Annotated in this window: 20 protein-coding genes; 8 read left to right on the top strand and 12 right to left on the bottom strand. The window is 38.9% G+C overall.

The genetic code is table 11. The annotated features are described in order from the left end of the window. Positions 1-939 carry an AAA family ATPase gene (locus J7I93_RS06405; protein WP_214724805.1) on the bottom strand — a complete coding sequence of 313 codons (939 nt, stop codon included), beginning with the start codon at positions 937-939 and terminating at the stop codon, positions 1-3. Positions 940-1,077: 138 nt separating this feature from the next. On the opposite strand from J7I93_RS06405, the gene J7I93_RS06400 reads away from it, so the two are divergent. Then, positions 1,078-1,461: a PilZ domain-containing protein gene (locus J7I93_RS06400; RefSeq protein WP_214724439.1), complete on the top strand. Its 384-nt coding sequence runs from the start codon at positions 1,078-1,080 to the stop codon at positions 1,459-1,461. Positions 1,462-1,533: 72 nt separating this feature from the next. Here the strand turns inward: J7I93_RS06400 and J7I93_RS06395 are convergent, their stop codons facing one another. The 4 genes from J7I93_RS06395 to J7I93_RS06380 form a co-directional block, all read right to left on the bottom strand. Continuing rightward, the gene (locus J7I93_RS06395; RefSeq protein WP_214724437.1) at positions 1,534-1,905 is read right to left on the bottom strand and encodes a cytochrome-c oxidase; all 372 of its coding nucleotides are present in this window, start codon (positions 1,903-1,905) and stop codon (positions 1,534-1,536) included. 268 nt (positions 1,906-2,173) lie between these two features. Further along, on the bottom strand, positions 2,174-2,917 hold the full coding sequence (locus tag J7I93_RS06390) for an SDR family oxidoreductase (RefSeq protein ID WP_214724435.1): 744 nt from the start codon (positions 2,915-2,917) through the stop codon (positions 2,174-2,176). Positions 2,918-3,046: 129 nt separating this feature from the next. Continuing rightward, positions 3,047-3,637 carry a cell wall hydrolase gene (locus J7I93_RS06385; RefSeq protein ID WP_214724433.1) on the bottom strand — a complete coding sequence of 197 codons (591 nt, stop codon included), beginning with the start codon at positions 3,635-3,637 and terminating at the stop codon, positions 3,047-3,049. A 151-nt stretch (positions 3,638-3,788) separates the two neighbouring features. Further along, positions 3,789-3,983, bottom strand: coding sequence for a hypothetical protein (locus J7I93_RS06380; RefSeq protein WP_214724431.1), 195 nt, complete (start codon positions 3,981-3,983; stop codon positions 3,789-3,791). Between the two features lie 287 nt (positions 3,984-4,270). Here J7I93_RS06380 and J7I93_RS06375 point away from each other — a divergent pair, with 287 nt between their 5' ends. Continuing rightward, the gene (locus tag J7I93_RS06375; protein WP_214724429.1) at positions 4,271-4,459 is read left to right on the top strand and encodes a YkvS family protein; all 189 of its coding nucleotides are present in this window, start codon (positions 4,271-4,273) and stop codon (positions 4,457-4,459) included. A gap of 483 nt (positions 4,460-4,942) precedes the next feature. Here the strand turns inward: J7I93_RS06375 and J7I93_RS25125 are convergent, their stop codons facing one another. Beyond that, positions 4,943-5,053, bottom strand: coding sequence for a DUF6254 family protein (locus J7I93_RS25125; RefSeq protein WP_019381647.1), 111 nt, complete (start codon positions 5,051-5,053; stop codon positions 4,943-4,945). A 151-nt stretch (positions 5,054-5,204) separates the two neighbouring features. Here J7I93_RS25125 and J7I93_RS06370 point away from each other — a divergent pair, with 151 nt between their 5' ends. Both J7I93_RS06370 and J7I93_RS06365 read left to right on the top strand, forming a co-directional pair. Beyond that, positions 5,205-5,816: a CPBP family intramembrane glutamic endopeptidase gene (locus tag J7I93_RS06370; RefSeq protein WP_214724427.1), complete on the top strand. Its 612-nt coding sequence runs from the start codon at positions 5,205-5,207 to the stop codon at positions 5,814-5,816. 188 nt (positions 5,817-6,004) lie between these two features. Continuing rightward, entirely contained in the window at positions 6,005-6,673 is a 669-nt protein-coding gene (locus J7I93_RS06365) for a hypothetical protein (RefSeq protein WP_214724425.1), read from the top strand. A 99-nt stretch (positions 6,674-6,772) separates the two neighbouring features. Here the strand turns inward: J7I93_RS06365 and J7I93_RS06360 are convergent, their stop codons facing one another. Continuing rightward, positions 6,773-7,822 carry a YkvI family membrane protein gene (locus J7I93_RS06360; protein WP_214724423.1) on the bottom strand — a complete coding sequence of 350 codons (1,050 nt, stop codon included), beginning with the start codon at positions 7,820-7,822 and terminating at the stop codon, positions 6,773-6,775. A gap of 217 nt (positions 7,823-8,039) precedes the next feature. On the opposite strand from J7I93_RS06360, the gene J7I93_RS06355 reads away from it, so the two are divergent. Then, positions 8,040-10,208: an ATP-dependent Clp protease ATP-binding subunit gene (locus tag J7I93_RS06355; RefSeq protein ID WP_214724421.1), complete on the top strand. Its 2,169-nt coding sequence runs from the start codon at positions 8,040-8,042 to the stop codon at positions 10,206-10,208. 35 nt (positions 10,209-10,243) lie between these two features. On the opposite strand, the gene J7I93_RS06350 is transcribed toward J7I93_RS06355, so the two are convergent. The 3 genes from J7I93_RS06350 to J7I93_RS06340 form a co-directional block, all read right to left on the bottom strand. Continuing rightward, complete coding sequence (locus J7I93_RS06350) at positions 10,244-11,938, bottom strand: M3 family oligoendopeptidase (protein ID WP_214724419.1); 1,695 nt, start codon at positions 11,936-11,938, stop codon at positions 10,244-10,246. Positions 11,939-12,207: 269 nt separating this feature from the next. Next, complete coding sequence (locus J7I93_RS06345) at positions 12,208-12,669, bottom strand: MarR family winged helix-turn-helix transcriptional regulator (protein ID WP_214724417.1); 462 nt, start codon at positions 12,667-12,669, stop codon at positions 12,208-12,210. 103 nt (positions 12,670-12,772) lie between these two features. After that, positions 12,773-14,356 carry a bifunctional metallophosphatase/5'-nucleotidase gene (locus J7I93_RS06340; protein ID WP_214724415.1) on the bottom strand — a complete coding sequence of 528 codons (1,584 nt, stop codon included), beginning with the start codon at positions 14,354-14,356 and terminating at the stop codon, positions 12,773-12,775. A 131-nt stretch (positions 14,357-14,487) separates the two neighbouring features. Here J7I93_RS06340 and J7I93_RS06335 point away from each other — a divergent pair, with 131 nt between their 5' ends. Then, positions 14,488-15,993, top strand: coding sequence for an ATP-binding protein (locus tag J7I93_RS06335; protein ID WP_214724413.1), 1,506 nt, complete (start codon positions 14,488-14,490; stop codon positions 15,991-15,993). 61 nt (positions 15,994-16,054) lie between these two features. Here J7I93_RS06335 and J7I93_RS06330 read toward each other — a convergent pair whose 3' ends face one another. Continuing rightward, the gene (locus J7I93_RS06330) at positions 16,055-17,041 is read right to left on the bottom strand and encodes a phosphotransferase enzyme family protein (protein ID WP_214724411.1); all 987 of its coding nucleotides are present in this window, start codon (positions 17,039-17,041) and stop codon (positions 16,055-16,057) included. A 516-nt stretch (positions 17,042-17,557) separates the two neighbouring features. Between J7I93_RS06330 and J7I93_RS06325 the strand changes: the two genes are divergently transcribed. Further along, positions 17,558-18,793, top strand: coding sequence for an MFS transporter (locus tag J7I93_RS06325; RefSeq protein ID WP_214724409.1), 1,236 nt, complete (start codon positions 17,558-17,560; stop codon positions 18,791-18,793). A 31-nt stretch (positions 18,794-18,824) separates the two neighbouring features. On the opposite strand, the gene J7I93_RS06320 is transcribed toward J7I93_RS06325, so the two are convergent. Then, entirely contained in the window at positions 18,825-19,346 is a 522-nt protein-coding gene (locus tag J7I93_RS06320) for a hemerythrin domain-containing protein (protein WP_214724408.1), read from the bottom strand. A 267-nt stretch (positions 19,347-19,613) separates the two neighbouring features. On the opposite strand from J7I93_RS06320, the gene J7I93_RS06315 reads away from it, so the two are divergent. After that, on the top strand, positions 19,614-19,934 hold the full coding sequence (locus tag J7I93_RS06315) for a hypothetical protein (RefSeq protein ID WP_214724406.1): 321 nt from the start codon (positions 19,614-19,616) through the stop codon (positions 19,932-19,934). Positions 19,935-20,914 lie beyond the last annotated feature (980 nt).

Genomic DNA, 20,914 nt, shown 5'->3' with positions numbered 1-20,914 from the left:
CTAGAAAGCACCTGACTCTACAGGAACCGGTACTGACTCTAACACATCCTGGAGGACGGACTCTGGAGTTTTTGTCATGGATGCTTCGGTTGAAAGAAAAATCCTGTGACCAAGCACATACGGTACCATAAATTTAATATCATTTGGCACTACATAATTTCTGCCTTCCAAAAACGCCTTCCCCTGAGAGGCTTTCATCAAAGCCAGCGTTCCCCTCGGGCTTACACCCAACTCAATATCGGCATGCTCACGCGTTTTCCGGACTAGTTCAAGCAGATAGGACTCAACGGGCTCATTCATGCCGACTTTGCCGGCAGTTTCTTTCAGTTTGTCTATTTCATCTGCCGTTAGAACTGCGTTGACCTTAACGGATGCTGTCCCTGTTTTATACATTTTCAGCATAGTTCTTTCCTCTGCGAGACTTGGATAATCAATTGCCAGCTTCATAAAAAATCGATCAAGCTGTGCAACTGGAAGAGGAAAAGTTCCCTGCTGAGATTCAAACGGATTTTGGGTTGCGATGACCATAAATGGAGTACTCAGGGAAATAGTATGGCCATCAATGGTTACCTGTCGTTCCTCCATCACTTCCAAAAGACTCGACTGAGTTCTGGGAGTTGCACGATTAATTTCATCTGCCAAAACAATATTAGCGACAATCGGCCCCTGGTGGAATTCAAATTCCTGCTTTTTGGGATTGAAGAATTGGATGCCAGTCACATCACTTGGCAGAACATCCGGTGTAAACTGGATGCGCGAAAACTTCCCATTAATGGACTGGGCAAAAGATTTGGCAAGCATCGTCTTACCTGTTCCAGGAACACTTTCCAATAAAATATGCCCATTAAACAGCAAAGAAATAGCCAGCAGCTCTGCCTGTTGTTCCTTCCCTGCTATTACTTTATTTATCTCTTTTTTTAGTTTGTCCAAATATTCCATCATTTCCCCCTGTAATCTATCCTTATTAGTTGTTTCAAAAGTAATTTTTTAATTGCATTATTTCTCTTAAGTGGTATGATTTTACTAAATAATTTCTCTTATTACAATAATTTCATTATTTGAAACAGGTGATTGCTAATGAGATATAAAAGGGAAGAAGCCTTCCGATTCCAATTTCGGACTCCGCTGGAAGGTAAAGTGAAAATTGTTCATATCAATGGGAAGAAACAAGAAACCCCAAGTTTTCCTGCAGCCATTATGGATATCAGCCCGAACGGAACCAAGTTTAAATCTCCTATGGACCTATCCATTGGTGAAAACCAATACCTCATAGAAATTAGTTTTAACTTAAATGCAAACACAATCAGAATGCTTGGTGAGCCAGTCTGGAAAAAGGCTGCCGGCTCCGAAGCTATTTATGGTTTTAGCGGTCTTGAGGATGAACAAACCCGCCGAGAGATTATCCAGACATTGAAAGAATACTCAAAAAAATTATACCACGATTTAAAAACGAAACAGTAAAATGCCACCAGACTAAATATCATCCAAATCAAAAATACGCCCTGTTTATTCGCCATGGCGTATTTTTATCTTCTATACAGCTTTTAAATTTTTCAGGATGTTCCAAACAAATAAGAAGATTCCAACAGCCGTAATGGTAGCGCCGATTGCAGTTCCCGGCAGAAAGGCATTATTTCCTGATACAAGAACCATTGCAAGTGAAAGCATCATAATTGGAAGCCCGATATTGTGGAGCCAAAAATGCCATTTTCCTGCATTGTTTTCAGCTAAAACTGGAAACAAATAATAGAGGATACCTGCTAGAGTCAGAGATGTCCAGCCAAGTAAATTAATATGGACATGGACAGGCGCTAATAAATAGGAATGAGTACTCGACATATAATACCCCAGCAGGACACCAACCGCAAAATACACAGATGAAATCTTAATCATGGTAACTCCCATACGATCCCCTCCCTCCTCTAAATGCATGAAAGCATTTAAAGGATATGAGTAAAAGGAACCATTTAGAACAGGGTGCTTGTTACTATTTTCATCATTTTAATGTTTTTTAACATTATCTTTACAACAGAATTATAACCTCTTAAAGAAGATTGTTTACTCTTGTTAAAAAGGCAGGAGGAGAGCAGATGTTTTTTCAAATTCTTTTATGCATTCTTTTTATTGGTGCAGTTTTTCTGCTAAATATTGTCTTGCTGCGCAAGTAGCCTGTTCAATGTTCATAAATCATTTTTTTCGTCATTCCACCATCAACTGTGATATTTTCTCCTGTTATAAAATCACTTTCTGGATCAGCTAAAAACAAACAGGTTCTGGCTATGTCTTCAGGCTTCCCTACTCTATTGGCAAGATGCTGTTTATGATCAATCTCCCTAAGCTCTTCATAATCTTCTGTTTCAATCCATCCGGGACTAATGCAATTTACCCGGATTCCTTTTTCTGCAAGTGTTCTTGCCAAAGCATGCGTAATGGCCGATACCCCGCCCTTTGAAGCAGAATAGGCTTCCGTATTGCTTTCTGACATCTCTGCTCTTGTGGAAGAAATGTTGATAATACTTGAGCCTGCATTCATTTTTTTTGCTGCTTCCCTGCTGCACAGAAAGACACTTCTAAGATTTGTATTGATTACTTCATCCCACATCTCTACTGTCATATCAAAAAAAGAATAAAACTTCGAAATTCCTGCATTGTTTATTAGGATATCAATCGAACCAAAAGCTTCACGCGACTTAGCCATCAATCTGGATATTTCAGTTTCATCTTTTACATCAGCTTTAATGAAAAGGCTAGAAATTCCTTGCTGCTTCATACTTTCTTCAAGCTTTCTCCCTTTCTCCTCATTGATATCTGCAATGACGACATTCGCCTCTTTTTTGGCAAACGCTTCGGCAATCCCTTGGCCGATCCCATTTGCAGCCCCGGTCACAATGACGGTCTTCCCTTTAAAATTGCTCATTATGCCACTTCTCCTTCATGTTCATTTATATTGCATTTATACCCCAAAATAACAACCCTCTATTCCATTATCAATAAAGGAATAAATAAAAGGCACTTGAGATGCTCAAGTGCCTTTTCAGTACAGTTTTTATTTAGCAAATTGATGTTTTCCAATAACGGTCGTTACTTCTCGGGAAAAAATCCATTTGCTTGTGCTGGTTTGCGGATTGTAAAAGAATAAGGATCCTTTTCCCTTCCCTCTGAAAGCAAGCGCCTCATTCACCGCTTTCATTGCTTGACTGTCAGCTGGGCGGTTGATCTCCCCGTTAGCTACCGGTGTAAAAGCATAATAGCCATTTGAAACCTGGTAGATTACTTCTTTAACAGTGTCAGGAAAATCAGGTGAATCCACTCTGTTTAACACAACTGTCGCAACAGCAACCTTGCCTGCATACGGCTCTCCTTTTGCTTCAGCATGAACAAGCTGTGCCATCAGATTTTTTTCAGCCTGTGTAATTGTCGCCGGAAGCTTAATAGACTGGCCTGGATAAATCATATGGGAGTTCAGTTTGTTAAGAGTCATTACCTTAGAAATTGGCACACCATAATGGCTGCTTATTTTCCATAGAGTATCCCCCTTAGTTACGTTATGTACACTTGCAAAAGCCTCTCCCTGGAATGCAAATAGACTTGTGCCCACAAGCAATGCAGCGGCCGCTTTTTTTAATTGTTTCTTCATATGTATTCCTCCTGATAGAATTCTATACTATCAGGCTACCAGCTAACAAACCCTATATCATTAGGTAATTAATGGTCCCGTTTGCAGAACCTTCAAACATCTGGAAAAATATATTCATTACCCGTTTTAAAACATTTCCAAACATTAAGGTTTAACTGCGCGGAGATTCTAAATATTGGTACACTACATGACCGCCTCTTTGGGCTATTCCGCGGAAATGCTTGAAATCCTCCCGCTTTACGAGCACACTCCGAAATGGAAGAAAATCCTCTTTGGAAACATGAAATTCCAAAATGACTCCTTCTTTTAATTGGTCTAAAACTTCCTGTACATGTTCTTCTTTCATGACATTAACTCCTTCTGTCTCTTTCTATTTTTATATGATATATAATTTGATTTGATTTTTAAAGGGAGCAAAATGAATTCATTAATGACCTGTTTTTTTCTGAATATTTAATAATTTTAATGTACAAAAATTATGAATCTGGTATAATATTACCAACCTGACAACTGAATTTGTTTTTTCAGAAAACAATACACCAAATAAATTCAAAATTCTTTACGCTTTTTACAATATAGTGCAAACTGATATTAATCAGCTAAAGAAGTGGACAAAAAAAGGAGAGATGGTCTTTGAAGAAAGCAGAGGTTGGCAATATTATCGAATTTCGAGATGGATTACAGGGGATTGTGGAGAAAGTAAATGAAAATTCCGTGATAGTAGACTTAACTTATATGGACAACTACCGTGATCTCGATTTAGATCAAAGAACGGTTATAAATCATAAAAACTATAGAGTTGTAAAGGAATCTGCCGTATAAAAACAAAAAATGAAAGCGCATTCCTCGAGAAGCATATTCAAAAAAAAGCAGCTGGCTTGCTGCTTTTTTTATTTTTGCATTGAGCCTGATTCAAGGGTTTGTATCCCCTTTACCTCTTTTTTTGCAATAAAAGCCATAGCCTTGGCTACCTGCTTTGCTTCAATTGGTTTAACTTTTAGGCTCTTTTGGTATAGATTGTTGTTTTTGGACTATAAAGCTTGGCCATTGATTTCCGCTCCAGTCNNCTGCGGGGTCTCCCGCTCCCTCTCTTTCCGCAGGATATTGAATAAGCTTCCTCGAATAAGCACCTCGTCGTAGGTAAAACTAGTTTGTTAGCAACAAACTTTTCGAAAACAGCCAAATTTTAACATACCCCCTCTTAGGAGAGGATTCAGAGGCATTGAAAGCCACTCTGCTGTTCTACTATTGAGAAACGGGAAATCATGAGGACAAAAGGCCCCCCAAGCGGGTGGCCTTTTATGACTATTCCTTTTCTCCTGAAAGTTCTTTCAATGATTTCACTTTTCCGTGAGGATGCTGATCTTGTTTCCTCACAGTCCAGGCACGTTCCTTCTCTCTTTTAGATTTTGTCATTAAGTGATTCCCCCCTTTCTCATAACTATAGGATAAGCATTAAGAGGATATTTTATATTTACAGGTCTCAAGAAATCTTTTCCTTACTTTTTATTATCTATTTTTGTTAAAATAGGGTTTGGCTATTTTTTGCTTGAAAGGGGTTATAACATTGAAAAATATTGCCTCAGATATTCGTTTTATGGGCGGATTATTTATAGCGCATCTGCTTATGTATTTTACATTTCAGGATAAATCTATTTTTTGGTATATATTTTCTGCCTCGCTTTTATTCCTTATTAGCTATTCCATTATAATGGAAGAACTTGAGGATAAGGCTTCATTTGGAACTATTATTACATATGGAGCTTTTTCAGGCGGCTTTTTGTATGTGTTTTTTTGGCTGGGATACAGCTTAATTGACTTGCTTAATTTGCCCTTTTTAAATCAAGTTAACACGCTTTATGGACATTTTTCACCTTCACTTCTTTGGCATTATATTGTATTGATATTGATCATTATTCCCGGTGAGGAAATCTTTTGGAGAGGGTTTGTACAAAAAAGATTAATGAAGCATACAAATATTGCACTCTCCATTGTTTTTTCGACCGTACTCTATGCTTCCGTCCATTTTTATTCAGGATACTGGATGCTCGCTTTCGCCGCGCTTATTGCAGGTCTATTTTGGGGATGGCTATATGCCTGGAAGAGAAGCATTCCGCTTGTGATTGTGTCCCATCTTATTTTCGACTTATTTATGTTTGTAATTTTGCCGTTTAAATAAATATATTGACTATAGGGACAACCTAGTTTGCGGGTTGTTTTTTAAATGAAACAGCTCCTGTTGAGTCTTGTCGATACTTAGCATAAATGGTAATGTACTAATTAATAGGAATATTTATGTAACCCTTTATTTCCCTTTCCGTCTAATTATGTAGAAGTGCTTCAAGTGAACAATGGGAGGAACACAAAATGAGATTAATGGTTAAATTTATGTTATTGTCAGTATTTATTCTGGCCATTCTGGCTGGCTGTGGTACTGAGCAAAATGCCAAGGATGGAGCTGAACCTGTACAAAATGAGGTTAAAGAAACAAGTGGACAGGACCAAACTGAAGAAGAGGATGCAACCGAAGAGGACACATCTGCAGAAGGCGATAGCGTTATTAGAATTCTCGAGCAGAATATGAGCTATACAGTCAATGGTGAAAAAAAGGAAGATACAGCCTTCCTTAAGCATAGTGACAATCAGAACTACTCTATGTATGTTCTTCCTGGTTATGAACTGACAGCAGAGGAGCCATATAAAGATGTCCTATACTTTACGGAAAATGACCAAGTGTACATGCGCATAGAGCTTCTTCCTGACGATGCCGACTGGAGCATGATTGAAGAAAATACAAAAGCACAATTAGGTGCTGTAAGCGAAGACGTGCAAAGTGAAAAAGCGCCCGCCGATGAATTTTTTAAAGGCGCAACAGTCATGAAGGCAGAACAAAATGGCGAGAAAGTTAAAGCGTATCTTATTAAAAAGGATGAGCTTGCCCTTAAGCTGACCCTTTTTACAAAAGAAGAAGCTGACCATGAAGAGGCTTTCCTTCAAATGGCAAAGACAATTATGAAAGAAGAACCGATAAAATAAGAGACAGATGTAGAGATCCGGACAAAGCCGGATCTCTTTTAAATTTAACTTTGTTAAAGCTCACGGTTGATTTAAGCGCCATGTTGTTTGGAGCAGAAATCAACATTTTTCATTCCCATTAAATGGCTTCATCCATAAAAGAACAATGAAGGTTAAACTGACATAGCCAAATATAGGATATAAGTAAGATAGCAATGTTCCATAATTAATCAGACTTATAAAGTAGCAAATAACAAAAATGGCGCTGACAATTACAATACTCGGCAGAGAAATATACTTTTTGATTTGTCTTTCGATCCCGAAAACATTACCAATTACGGATGTGAAAATTTCACCATAAATCACAAAAACAAATATCCAATAAATAGAGGATGCCAATGTTTTTACAATAGCGGCCATCGGGATGTCATAAGCTTCGATGTTCGGGAGCATGACAAGAGTTAAATGGCTTGAAATAAGGATTAGGGTTAAGGCTGCTCCCCCAAGATATCCACCCCATTTAATGGTTCGGTCATCATTTATTTCTGACGCGACAGGGACTAAAACAGCCTGGGCAAGTGTCAGATTTAACGCCGTATAAGAAAAAGGCGCGACAACCGCTTTCCATCCATCTTCAGCAAAAGGGATAAACATGACTTGTTCCGTAAAATTCGGAAGCTTCATACTGATAAACATCAAAATAAAACTAAAGGCGATCATCATCGGAACCACAAAGGTGTTCACCGCAAATAATCCGCGTATGCCCACTATCATTGTAATGATCGTTAACCCTATTGTAATGAAAAGGCCTGCTATTTTGCTGATTCCAATCTGCTCTTCAAAAACTGCTCCAGCTCCAGAAAGCATCACGGCACAAACGCCCAAAAGCATAAATAACATCAATATATTAATGGCAGATCCAAAAAACTTGCCAAAAAGGTATTCATTTAATTCCTGATATGACGCAGCCTTTATACGGGCGGAGATTCGCATTAATTTTGATCCCAGAAAAATAAAAATATAGCCGCTCATTAAGATGCCTACTAAGCCGATAAAACCAAATCGGGAAAAAAACTCCACAATCTCTCTTCCAGTTGCAAAGCCCGCTCCCACCACGGTTCCCACGTAAACGGCAGCAATCTGAAAAGCCGCCCCCCAGTTTGTTCTCACTCAATCTCCTCCTTCACTTCCAATATATGAAGGGCGGGACAAACAAAGACGAGCTTTTTCCAATAAATGCTGAAAACCCTGTCTAGTAAGGAAAAAACTTTCTAAAAAATACCAGTAAAAAATACTTGAAAGTCAAAAAAGGTCAAAATATAATAAAGTTACAAGGTCAAAGATAGTCAAAGTCAAACACCAATAAATTTATGGAGGTATGCTAAATATGCTTTGTCAAAAATGTCAAACACATGAAGCTAATGTACAATTGAGACTTAATGTAAATGGAAATGAACGCAATTTAAACCTTTGCCATAGCTGTTTCCAAAACGAAAAGCAAAAAAGCCTTACTTCCTTTGGGCCGGCTATAAATGGCTTTTCAGGTTTTGGCCAAATACCTTTAGAGGATTTCTTGAAAAAGATGGCTTCCTCTCAAGGAAATGAAAATTTCTCACACAGTCCTTTAAAAGAAGCTCCTAACAAATCTCGCGGAAACGGCGGGTTCATAGACCAATTTGGCAGAAATCTGACTCAGCTTGCCAAGGCAGGCTTACTAGATCCAGTTATAGGAAGAGAAGAAGAAGTTAATCGTGTTATTGAAATATTAAATAGAAGAAGCAAGAATAATCCTGTATTAATTGGGGAGCCCGGTGTTGGTAAAACTGCGATCGCTGAAGGGCTGGCAACGAAAATTTCTGAAGGTGGCGTCCCAAAAAAGCTTCTAAATAAGGAAGTCTATTTGCTTGATGTTGCATCTCTTGTTGCGAACACAGGAATCCGGGGCCAATTTGAAGAACGCATGAAGCAATTGATCTCTGAACTGCAGGCACATAAGAACATCATTCTATTTATCGATGAAATCCATTTGCTTGTCGGAGCAGGCTCAGCGGAAGGTTCAATGGATGCAGGCAATATTTTAAAACCTGCTCTTGCAAGAGGCGAGCTTCAAGTTGTCGGTGCAACTACTTTAAAAGAATACCGTCAAATTGAAAAGGACCCTGCACTAGAACGCAGATTCCAGCCGGTCCATGTACTGGAGCCAACTGCTAATGAAGCGATTGAAATCCTAATGGGACTTAAGAAAAAATATGAAGATTACCATGAGGTTTCTTTTACGGATGAAGCGATTAAGGCTTGTGTGCAATTATCAAGCCGCTATATTCAGGATCGATTCCTTCCTGACAAAGCGATCGATTTAATGGACGAAGCAGGTTCAAAAAGAAATCTTGAATCAGGCTATACGGCAGGTGAAGACATTGAAAAGCGTCTTGAAGACATCAGCAGGCAGAAAGAACATGTTTTGAAAGAAGAAAAATATGAAGAGGCGGCAAAACTTCGTGAAGAAGAATTAAAGCTTCAAAAGGCCTTAAACGGAGAAATGAAGACTGAACGGCCGGTTATTGAAGTTAGCCACATTCAGGAGATTATTGAAAAGAAAACCGGCATCCCTGTCGGCAAGCTTATAGAAGATGAGCAGGAAAAAATGCAAAACCTTGAAGCAAATCTGGCAGAAAAGGTAATTGGACAGCAAGAAGCAGTGCAAAAGGTGTCCAAAGCCATTCGCCGAAGCCGTGCAGGACTAAAATCAAAGCATCGTCCAATTGGTTCATTCCTTTTCGTAGGGCCTACAGGTGTCGGTAAAACCGAACTAACTAAAACCCTTGCTGAGGAGCTATTCGGCTCCAAGGATAGCATGATCAGATTGGATATGAGTGAATATATGGAAAAACACAGTGTTTCCAAAATTATTGGGTCACCTCCGGGATATGTAGGACACGAGGAAGCTGGACAGCTAACAGAAAAGGTCCGCAGAAATCCATACAGCATTATCTTGCTTGATGAGATTGAAAAAGCTCACCCTGATGTACAGCACATGTTCCTGCAAATCCTTGAAGATGGACGCCTGACAGATAGCCAGGGCCGCACTGTTAGTTTTAAGGATACAGTTATTATCATGACGAGCAACGCCGGTGTTGGGCATAAAGAAATCCACGTAGGCTTTGGGACTACTGATGCTGTAAAAGAATCAGGCATTCTCGACTCACTTGGAAGTTTCTTTAAACCTGAATTCCTGAATCGTTTTGATAGTATTATCGAATTCAAAGCATTAGAAAAAGAACATCTTTTGAAAATTGTGGACTTAATGCTAAATGAGCTTCAGGAAACATTAAAAGAACAGAAAATTGAGCTGACAGTAACACCAGAAGCTAAGGAGAAATTAGCCGAAGATGGATACCACCCTGCTTTTGGTGCACGCCCTTTAAGAAGGGTGATCCAAGATGAGCTTGAAGACAAAATTGCCGATTTCATTATTGACCATGGCGGAAACAGCAAGCTTGAAGCTGTTATTGAAAACGAGAAAATTACGATTACAGCTTATGAATCAGTAAAATAAGAGGCGGGATTCATTTCCCGCCTCTTTTTTACATTTTATAGACTTTTATCATCCACTGTATTCAGCCAATTTTCTATTTCGCCAATAACGGACTCGACACAGCCCTCTTCAAATGGGGAAATCAGGTTAGCTTCTTTTACAAGCCCTGTGAATGGCTTGCTTCCGCCAAGCTGGCATAGTTTTAAATAATCCTTCCACGCCTCTTCCTGATTCTCTCTGGAACGCTTCCAGAATTGGAATGCACAAATTTGTGCAAGTGTATAATCGATATAATAAAACGGTGAATTATAGATATGGCCCTGACGCTGCCAGAAACCGCCATTTTCCAAGTATTCATTTCCGTCATAATCTTTGTGCGGCAAGTATTTCTTTTCGATCTCTCGCCATGCCTGTTTTCTTTCCTGTGGTGTTGCTTCCGGATTTTCATAAACCCAATGCTGGAATTCATCTACTGAAACTCCATATGGCAAGAATAATAGACCGCCGCTCAAATGTGAAAACTTATACTTCTCCGTATCTCCTTTAAAGAAGCCTTCCATCCATGGCCAAGTGAAAAACTCCATGCTCATGGAATGGATCTCGGCAGCTTCATAAGTCGGCCAATTATATTCAGGTATCTCAAAATGACTGCTTGAATAAACTTGGAAAGCATGTCCTGCTTCATGAGTAAGAACATCAATATCTCCTGAAGTCCCATTAAAGTTAGAGAATATGAATGGAGATTTATAGTTTTCAATATAAGTGCAATAGCCGCCCCCTGCCTTGCCTTTCTTGGCAACCAGGTCCATAAGGTTATTTTCTCTCATATATGAGAAAAATTCGCTTGTCTCTTTGGAGAGCTCATCATACATTTTTTGGCCATTTTCAATGATCCAGTCAGGATCTCCTTTAGGTACAGCATTGCCTGTTTTGAATTCAAAACCTTCATCATAGTATTTCAGCTTTTCAACACCAATACGTTGTCTCTGGCGCTCTTTTAGATTAGTGGCAATCGGAACGATAAAATCTTCCACCTGCTTGCGGAATTTGGCAACCATCTCAGCATTATAATCTGTACGATACATACGGAAGTAAGCCAGCTCAACAAAATTCTTATACCCTAGTTTGTGGGCGATCTCTGTTCTAACTTTAACAAGCTCATCATAAATACGGTCAAGCTCACTCTCGTTTTCTGCTAAAAAACCAAATCGTGCTTCACTGGCTTTTTTGCGCATTTCCCGATCAGTAGACTCAGTAAAAGGCTCTAATTGGGCAAGTGTGCGTTCTTCACCCTCAAAATCAATTTTTGCTGAAGCAATTAATTTTGTATATTCGGATGAAAGTTTATTTTCCTTTTGCAATAGAGGTACAATTTCTGAAGAAAACACCTTCAGTTGTGCCTCAGCAAGCGCAAATAGCTGATTCCCCCATTTCTCTTCAAGCTCAGTCCGGAACTTGGAATTAATCAATGCCTGGTAATATTTCGTAACAAACCCTTCCACTTCAGGCTGAATTTCATCCATATAATCCTGCTCAGCTTTATAAAATTCATCATTTGTATCGACAGAATGACGGATATAGCAAAGATTAAACATCGTACCGATATCATTGCGGATATCATTAATTTCGTTCATCGCATAGTTTTGTTCTTCTACAGTCGCCGCACCCTCAAACTTTTCAAGCGCTGCTTCAAATTCTCCCTTTACTTTCTCTAAATTCGGCCGATCATATGTATATTCTTCGAACCTCATTTTTTTGCCCCCCTTATATGTATGTAAAGACATTTAAAAACCTCTAAACTAATTCGACAATATTTGGTTAATTCCTCCTGAAATAAAATATTCCGCAGATATTAAAATAAGGCTATGTTAAACTTGCCTTTTGATTTCCGCTCCAGAAGGTCGAGACTCTACTCGATAAGAGCGAGATTCCTCGAAAATGCCAATCAACATAGTGTTAAAAATCAACAATGATAATTAACATGCAAAATAAAAAACAGCCAAGTTTTTGGCTGTTTTTCTTATTGGCCATCATCTGTTTTTTTCTCATTGGAAATCGATAACCCTAGTTTCTTTAATAATTCGATGGCAGTGTCTTTTTCCTTTTCATTGAGCTCGGACATCAATGTATGAATATGTTTTTCGTGATCAGGAAAAATGCCTTCAATAAATTTTTTTCCTTCGTCCGTTATTTGGGCAAAAGTCACCCTTCTGTCATTTGGACAGGCTACCCGTTTTAAATAACCTTTTTGTTCAAGCTTGTCCACAACATAAGTGATGCTGCCGCTTGCCAAGAGGATTTTCCCCCCAATTTGCTGCAACGGCTGGTCTCCTTTATGGTAAAGAAGCTCTAAAACAGCAAATTCTGTCGGATTTAACCCATAGGTGTGTATAAGTTTATTTACATTTTCATTTATTGCCCTGTAAGCTCTAGAGAGGACAATAAATAACTTCAACGATTGGTCAATCTGTTCAGAACCCATTATATCCAATCCCTTTGCCATTTTATTAGTAGTATTTTCATTATTATAGTTCTAAATAATTATAGGTAACAGGAAGAAAGCTGTCAATTTACTAAAGCTATGCCTACTCCCCCGCCAGCACTTTCCAGTTATGATTTAATGTCGGTGTTATTTCTTTCTTTTCTAAAAAATAGTTGGCAAGCAGCTCTGCCATATCCGTTTGTAATTCTTTAACTACTGGTTTGTCCTTGAACATGGTATAGCCGCCTCCTCCGGCAGCCCGGTAATTATTCATAACTACATCATACTTCGTATCTTCTTCAACAGGTCGGCCTTTATACTGAAGTTCTCTGATCCGGTCACCTGCCGCACGCGAGACATCAATCACATATTGAATCCCTTCCCACATATCATAATTATAATGCTGTGGCTTAGGAAATGAAAAGTCGGGATTTACGATAATTTGACCGTCTTCATCCAACTCAAAATAGGAAGCTGAACGCTCCAAAGCATCTTTAATATCCTTACCAGAAACTCTGAGTACACTCAAAGAGTTGGGATAAATATAGTTGGTGACAATCTCCCTCATCGTTACTTGATGGCTAAGCCCTGGTGCACCCTCATGAAACAAAGCAGTACAGGAAATATCTGCTCCTGCCGCTTCCATTTGGACCTTATTAATAAACTCTATAAGCGTATGCTCCTTTAACCGGGCCTGGAATATATCATTAATAAGCATATCCCCATTAATTTTTCCGATTACTGTTTCCAGCCATTTTTGCGTTTTGGATTCATAGTAGCCGGCTAGTTGAAGGATCTCCTCATCTGGCACAGCTTCATTTGCTGAAATTAGGGTTGATCGTTTCTCTTCAATAAGCCAGTCATTGTGTTTCTTTTTGAACTTAACAGTAACCTTCGCAAGAGCCTGGCCATTAAACCCAGGCTGGACAACTGCGACTCCGTTAATTTTTTCCCCTTCAAGAAAACGGTGCTGATGCCCAGTGATCAGCACATCAATCCCCGGCACTTCTGTACAAATCCGGTACGCTTCATTTTCTCCTGTTTGCTCTTCCGTCTTCACACCAGTGCTTAGATCCCTTTCAAACCCTCCATGATAAGATACAATAATCAGGTCCGGCTTTTCTTCTTCTTGAACATATGGGATCCATCTTTTCAAACTGGACACAGCTGATTCAAATGTTATATTTTCAATATGCTGCTTCTTCTCCCAATTTGGTATATATTGGGTTGTTACCCCAATAACTGCTGCTTTTAAGCCACTTTCAAATGTTTTTATTTTATAAGGCAGGCCAAAATAGGTTTCCTTTGTGGAGCTGTATAGAATATTGGCTGCCAGCCAGGGGAAATTGGATTCACTTACTGCTCTCGCGAGTATGCTCTTGCCATAATTAAATTCATGGTTACCAATGACAGCTGCATCATATTCCAGCTTATTTAATATTTGAATCATGGGGTTTTTTTGGCTGCTTAAGTAACGGGAATAATAATAAGTTAATGGTGTGCCCTGGATTAAATCTCCATTATCTATAAGGATTGAGATCTCGCACTGTTCCCTTTCTTTCTTTATAAGTGCTGCAAGCTTGCCCAATCCATGCTCTGCATTCTCTCCCGTACCATACAAATAAGGGTAGATATGGCCATGTATATCACTTGTAGCTAAAATAGACAGCATAATTTCAGCTTTCATCAAACCCCTCCTTACATATTAAAATATCATTATGAAGTCAGAAATAAACCTCTATCGGCACAAAATGGTATAATATTGATATTGCAGGATAGATGCAGACAAATCAACCTTAAAACTTTGGAGTTAAAAAAATGAAGAGTCGATACGGAAATTTATTTATATATGTAATTGTTGTTATTATCCCCACATTAATTGGCAGCTTTTTTTTCTTTATGGACGCTGTGAAGCAAAATGATGAAGATAGGCTTGAAGAAGCAAGATGGATTGGCTCCATTCATCAGAGGAGCTGGGACCAGTTTATTTCCGAGACAGTTACTACACTTGAGATGTTATCGCTGACTGCAGGCACAGTAAATACTAAACCTGAGAAACTGGAGCCTCTCCTGCAGCAGGCCCATCAAATGGATCCCCGATATGGTGGACTTTACCTTTTAAACACCAATGGAAGAGTGTTAACAGGATCAAACCAATTTTTAACGGACTCTTATTTATCTGATAAAGAATATATTAAAGAGGTTTCCAGAACGAAAGACATTGTTATTTCAAATAGCCAGGAAACTTTAATAAATGGACAAACAGTCATTGGCATCGGAAAGCCTGTAATAAATGAAGATGGTGAGCTTTTATCTATTATTGTCGCACATATGAGGGTAGACTACGTTCAAAATATCATGAGGCTGCTAACACCTGATGCAAAATTATCCGTACTGAATTCTGATGGGAAAACCATTATGGATATTAATATGGATGGAGAGTCCTCTTTTTCGAACCATAACAGCATTTCCATTCCGATAGAGAGGCTTCCATGGAGTGTGAAGGTTAAATTGCCAGCTAGAGATAGCTGGGAAATTATTAAGGAAGCAGTCCAATTTATACTGGTTATGTTAATAATCAGCCATATCCTGTTTCTCTTTATAAAATATTTAAAGCTGAAAAAGCAGGCTCAAAATGAAAAAAAAGAAAATGAGCTGCAAAAGCTTGAGCTGGTAGGCACATTGGCAGCCAGCACAGCCCATGAAATCAGAAATCCATTAACCGGGATAAAAGGGCTTATCCAGCTCTTAAGTGAGAAGTACACGAGCACGCAGGACCAATATTATTTTTCAGTAATTAACGATGAAATCAGCAGAATCAATGAAATTGTCAGTGAGTTTTTAATCCTTGGAAAACCGACAGCCCAAAAAACGGAAACACTTGACCTTCGGAATATCATAAAAGATTTAGAACCATTGATCATCTCTGAAGCAAACTTACACAATGTTTATTTCCAAACTTCTTTGCCGGATGACCCTCTGATGGTAAATTGTACGAAAGATCAAATGAAACAGGTTATACTGAATATTACAAAAAACGCTTTTGAATCAATGGAAAACGGCGGAGAACTGGTCATTAAACTGAACAGGCTTCCAACAAAGTGCCAACTGAAGATTATCGACACTGGTTCCGGAATTCCGGAGAATGAGATTGAAAAAATATTTAATCCGTTTTATACCTCGAAAGATACGGGAACCGGACTAGGGCTTGTTGTATGCAGGCGAATTCTCCAGTCTTTCGGAGGGGATATCTATATAACAAGCAAGGAAAACAAGGGAACACATGTCGATATCTTCTTGCCCCTGTACTCAAATAATGGGTAATGAAAAAAAGTTTAAAAAAGGTGCCTTCACAATTGTGATTGGCACCTTCTTTCTATCCGGCTTAATAGATCGATACTTTTCTATCAATCCTATTCTTTATGTCCTTAAGCATCAGCAAGAGATTTTCGTCTCTGTCCTCTGGTGCTATTTTTTTATAAAGAACTGAATAAAGTGTCACATCTCTTAATCTCAAAAATAAAGGCAGCTGGACTTCCCAATTCTCTGGAAGAGGGTTTTTCTCCTGATAACCCTTTAAAAAAGAATCTAGAAACAACTTGCCAAAAGCTTTCCTTTCCTCCACATTTTCTTCTTTGAAACGATATAAAAGGGTGTAATACAAAGGGATGGCAATATCAGAAGTGAACCAATGATAACAGCAGTCATCAAAATCAAAAATATGTATATCAGTTCCATCATAAAAAAAGTTTCCTGAATGGACATCTGTATGAATAAGGCCAAAGTTGTCCTTGTTTTTCGGAAGTACCAGCAGCTGCTTAAGAAGCTCTTTAGTATTATTTATAACCAATTTATCTGTTTCAGGGACATATTTCTCAACATCAAGAAGGTCCTCTTCATTCCATTGCGTACGGCGGGCTGATCTATATGGCGGATGATAGGTTTTTGTTGCTTTATGCATTTTTCCTATAGCCCTTCCCCAGGCTTCAAAAAGTTTCTCATTAAATTCGGGTGATGTGACTCTGATTGGCTTTCCTGGTGCTTTAGTAAAAACACTGGCATAAAAGAAGGAACCATCCTCTGCAGATACCGACTCTACAATTTTTTTATTATCTGATGGAAAAAACTTCGGAACATTTACGCCCTGCTGATTTAAGTAATTTACCCAGTCTGCTTCTGCTAACAGCTCCTCATGCTTGCGGTGAGAAGAGTGGGTAATCCTCAAAATATAAGGTTCTTCATTTCTATAAACCTCGTATACATAGTTTTCGAAATCACCAAGTTTTTTGTAATCCTTTTTATCTAATGAATAGGTAAGAAGAATCTTGCTAAGAATATCCCCAGTCATTAAATCCTCTACAGCTTTTTCCATCTAACCCCCTGCTTTCTTTTCAAACTATAAATATTCTAAATAATCCTAATTATATATTGCAAAGGCTCTTTTCGTATAGATGGTTGTTTTTGGACTATAAAGCTTGCCCGTTGATTTCCGCTCCAGTCACTCAAGCTGCCGCGGGGAGGAACAGAGCTCCTCGGCTTTTCACGCCCGCTTGGTCTCCCGCTCCCTCTCTTCTTGCAGGACACTGAATCAGCTGCTTCGAATAAACAAGAAAATGCGAATGCATTTTCGAGGATCAAGTGCCTTCCTCTCCAATCAACTCAGTAATTAAAACTAGTTTGTAAGCAACAAACTTTGTGAAAACAGCCATTACAAAAGATAAAATCAAAATAGCTATTTTTAAAGATTAAAGAATGAGGTACACTATATTTAGTTTCACGAAATTTTGTACAATTATTTAAAAAATAGGCTCTGTTAAACTTGCCTGTTGATTTCCACTCCAATCAACAATGAGCTTTACACAGCCTAAATATAAAGGAGTCCTGTCCTATGAGTACTTCCGCTGTTTCAGCACGTCCCTCTGCTCAGCCGCAGCAGGAAACGGCATATCGAATTCTATTTATCATCGGGCTTTGCCACCTTTTAAATGACTCAATCCAATCCGTTATTCCAGCCATGTTTCCCATATTGGAAAAATCAATGGGACTAACATTTTCTCAACTTGGGATGATTGCCTTTTCTTTAAATATGGTATCCTCCATTATGCAGCCAGTTATAGGAATAGCTACTGATAAAAAACCTGTACCCTTCGCTTTGCCAATCGGATTAACCTTTACTTTGTTTGGCGTTTTAGGGTTGGCATTTGCACCTAAGTATGAATGGGTTGTTATTTCCGTCTTGTTCATCGGGTTGGGTTCAGCAGTCTTTCATCCTGAAGGTTCAAGAGTAGCTTATATGGCAGCCGGCCCGCGCAGAGGCCTTGCACAATCCATCTATCAGGTTGGCGGAAATACCGGACAGGCTCTTGCACCTGTTATAACTGCGCTCATCCTTGTACCTCTTGGTCAAATGGGAGCCGCCTGGTTTACCATCGTTGCAGCCATTGCGGTAGGATTACTAATTTATATTGCATTCTGGTATACAGGGCGCCTTAAGCTTGAACGATCAACATTGAGCAAGAAAAACCCATCAGCTGCCAATTCAAACAAGAAGGTCTCTAAAGCTGTATGGGGAGCATTGGTACTCATTCTCTTTTTGATATTTGCCCGCTCCTGGTATATTTCAGGGATGACAAATTTCTATGCCTTTTATGCGATTGAAAAATATTCGTTTTCCATTGGGCAATCACAGCTCTTTTTATTCGCATTTTTAGTTTCAGGAGCGCTGGGAACCTTTTTCGGGGGTCCACTTGCAGATCGATTCGGCAAGAAGACAGTGATCTTTTTATCCATGATTCTCACTGTACCTCTCTCAATCCTGATTCCTTTTGTTCCATCTGCAGCTGCATTTATTTTACTGATACTCGGCGGGTTCGTTTTAATGTCCAGCTTTTCTGTCACGGTAGTCTATGCACAGGAATTGATCCCCGGTAAAATTGGCACCATGGCAGGCCTGACAGTTGGCCTGGCATTTGGAATGGGTGCAATCGGCTCCATTGTTCTAGGATATATTGCAGACACTTTTGGGCTCACTTATATGATCATATTCACCGGCTTTCTGCCTGTTTTGGGAATATTGACTTTATTGCTTCCTTCAGACAAAATCGTTTCTGATTGGAACTCATAAAATAGTAAAGGAGGGAACGTGTCCCTCCTTTTTATATTTCTTTTATTCTTTTGTATAACTCTTCTTTTTCCTCTTCTGATAGAAGATTTTCGGCCATAGGGAACAGGACACTTTCTTCCTTGGCAAAGTGCTGTGTCAGGGTATAGTATGCATTCTTAATCAGTCCTGCATTATAGGCCATTTCTTGTTCAGTCAGGTTTTCACATTTTTCCGCAGCTTCCATGTAAGCTTTTATATAACCTTTAGCCTGGTCATGCTCATACTCCATAACAGCTATAGGCCCAGTTCCTTTCCCGAGGTACTGCTCCATCATACGAAAGAGCACTCCTTCTTCCCTGGCTGAATGAGGGTCAAGTTCTTCTGTAAAAGTTTGTACTTTTACAATCAACTCTTTAAAAAGACCCTTGTCAGGAACTTCTTCAATTTTTAAGGAAAGCTGAAGCAATTCCTCAAGCATATTCAGCAGTGGAGGATGCTCCTCTTTTAACTGTTTTAAACCTTTACTAAGAATAACAGGACCGTTTCCCATCATTGCGCTCATACAGCCTTCCATTCTAATAACCCCTCCTAAGTTTGATACATACAGTATAAAAGGCAATAAAAGTTTATGTTGTGATAGCCATCACAGGGAATAAAAATATCGGTTCTAAGTTTTCTAAAAATTTTAACAATTTAAGTGCAATATTTTACTTTGATGCCATATAATAAAAATAAGATATTAGTTGTAACAGGTCTCATACTTAGCTATATACTTTCGTTGATTTACGGAAGCTAAACACCCCTAAACAATTGATTAAAAAATCGTTAGGAGGGATTTTATATGTATCAGCCAAACTATATTGATTTTTACCAAAAGTCGCTTATTCCAGCCGAATCATCTGACCCACCCCTTTCAGCTGGCCATACCCATTGGCTTATCGCGCTTGAAGGTCAGCTGAAGGAAGAAGAAAAAGAATTCTACTGCTGGAAGGTTACAGTCTATCCATCCAATTCCGAAGGCAGTTTTTCCTGGAACCAGGAACTATATGCTTCACCGCTGTACGAATGCATCCATCAAGCATTCAATCATGCCAAAGAACTCGAGAGCAATGTTAAAGACGCACAGCTAGGTTTTTTAAAAAGAAAAGAGAAAATTAGCTAACCTCTATATTAATTCCCCTTCATGCTTTATCTTTTTTTACCTTCAAATGTGAAATAACATACATATAGGTATTAACTACCTCTTCTATTGAAAATTTTCCTGACTGACAAATATATTATATTAGCGAAAGATTGATCGAATTATGGGCAGATATATTAATACGTTTGCCTTCAAAAAGCAACAAACTTTCCAAAACAGCCTTAACATAGCAAAAAAAGAGCCTAGATTTTCTCTAAGCTCTCAAGATTATAGGGGGTCAACTGTAAAAGTTCGACCATTTTTAGTTTAACAGTTTCTAATAGAAAAATTAAGATACTAAAGCACTATTACTTAAAAGCTTTAACGCGGTAATATGAATAATCCTTTTGCGAAGTCAAAAATAATACTACTTTCATACAATAGGTAGCAGTACTCCCCAACCGCTTAGCTTTATTAGTTGATCAGGCGTCCAAGTATTGGCTCCCATGCTAAAAGAATTTCTTCATTGCTTACACCCAACTTTTATAACGTTATATGGTGTATTTTAAAGCTTTAATAGTTTGGATATAGCTTGTTAACATTTTGTTAATAAATTGGGGCTACAATAATCATGTACCGAAGAAAGATCCCTTTTTATTTACCCCCCCTTTTAACCGGCCTTTATGAAGGGTCGGTTTTTTATATTCTTTTTAATAGGCTGTTTTCGTAAAGTTTGTTGCTTTTTAAACAAGTATTGTAGAGAGGTTGATTTCCGCTCCAGGCTGCTCAGCGAACGCGGGGTGGGCGGTGAGCCTCCTCGGCGCGCTGCGCCTATGGGGTCTCACCTGTCCCACTCCTCCCGCAGGACTTCGAATAAGCTGCTTTGCACTGAATATGGTCGTCATAGAGCTCTTATGAAGACGATATTGCAGAGTTGGCCCTGAATATGGTCGTCATAGAGTGCTTATGAAGACGATATTGTAGATTTGGCCCTGAATATGGTCGCCATAGAGCTCTTATGA

This window comes from Bacillus sp. ISL-47 (genome assembly GCF_018613175.1).
Taxonomy (GTDB): domain Bacteria; phylum Bacillota; class Bacilli; order Bacillales; family Cytobacillaceae; genus Cytobacillus.
The sequence above is the reverse complement of the archived record's forward strand: the minus strand, read 5'-3'. Positions and strand labels throughout refer to the sequence as shown.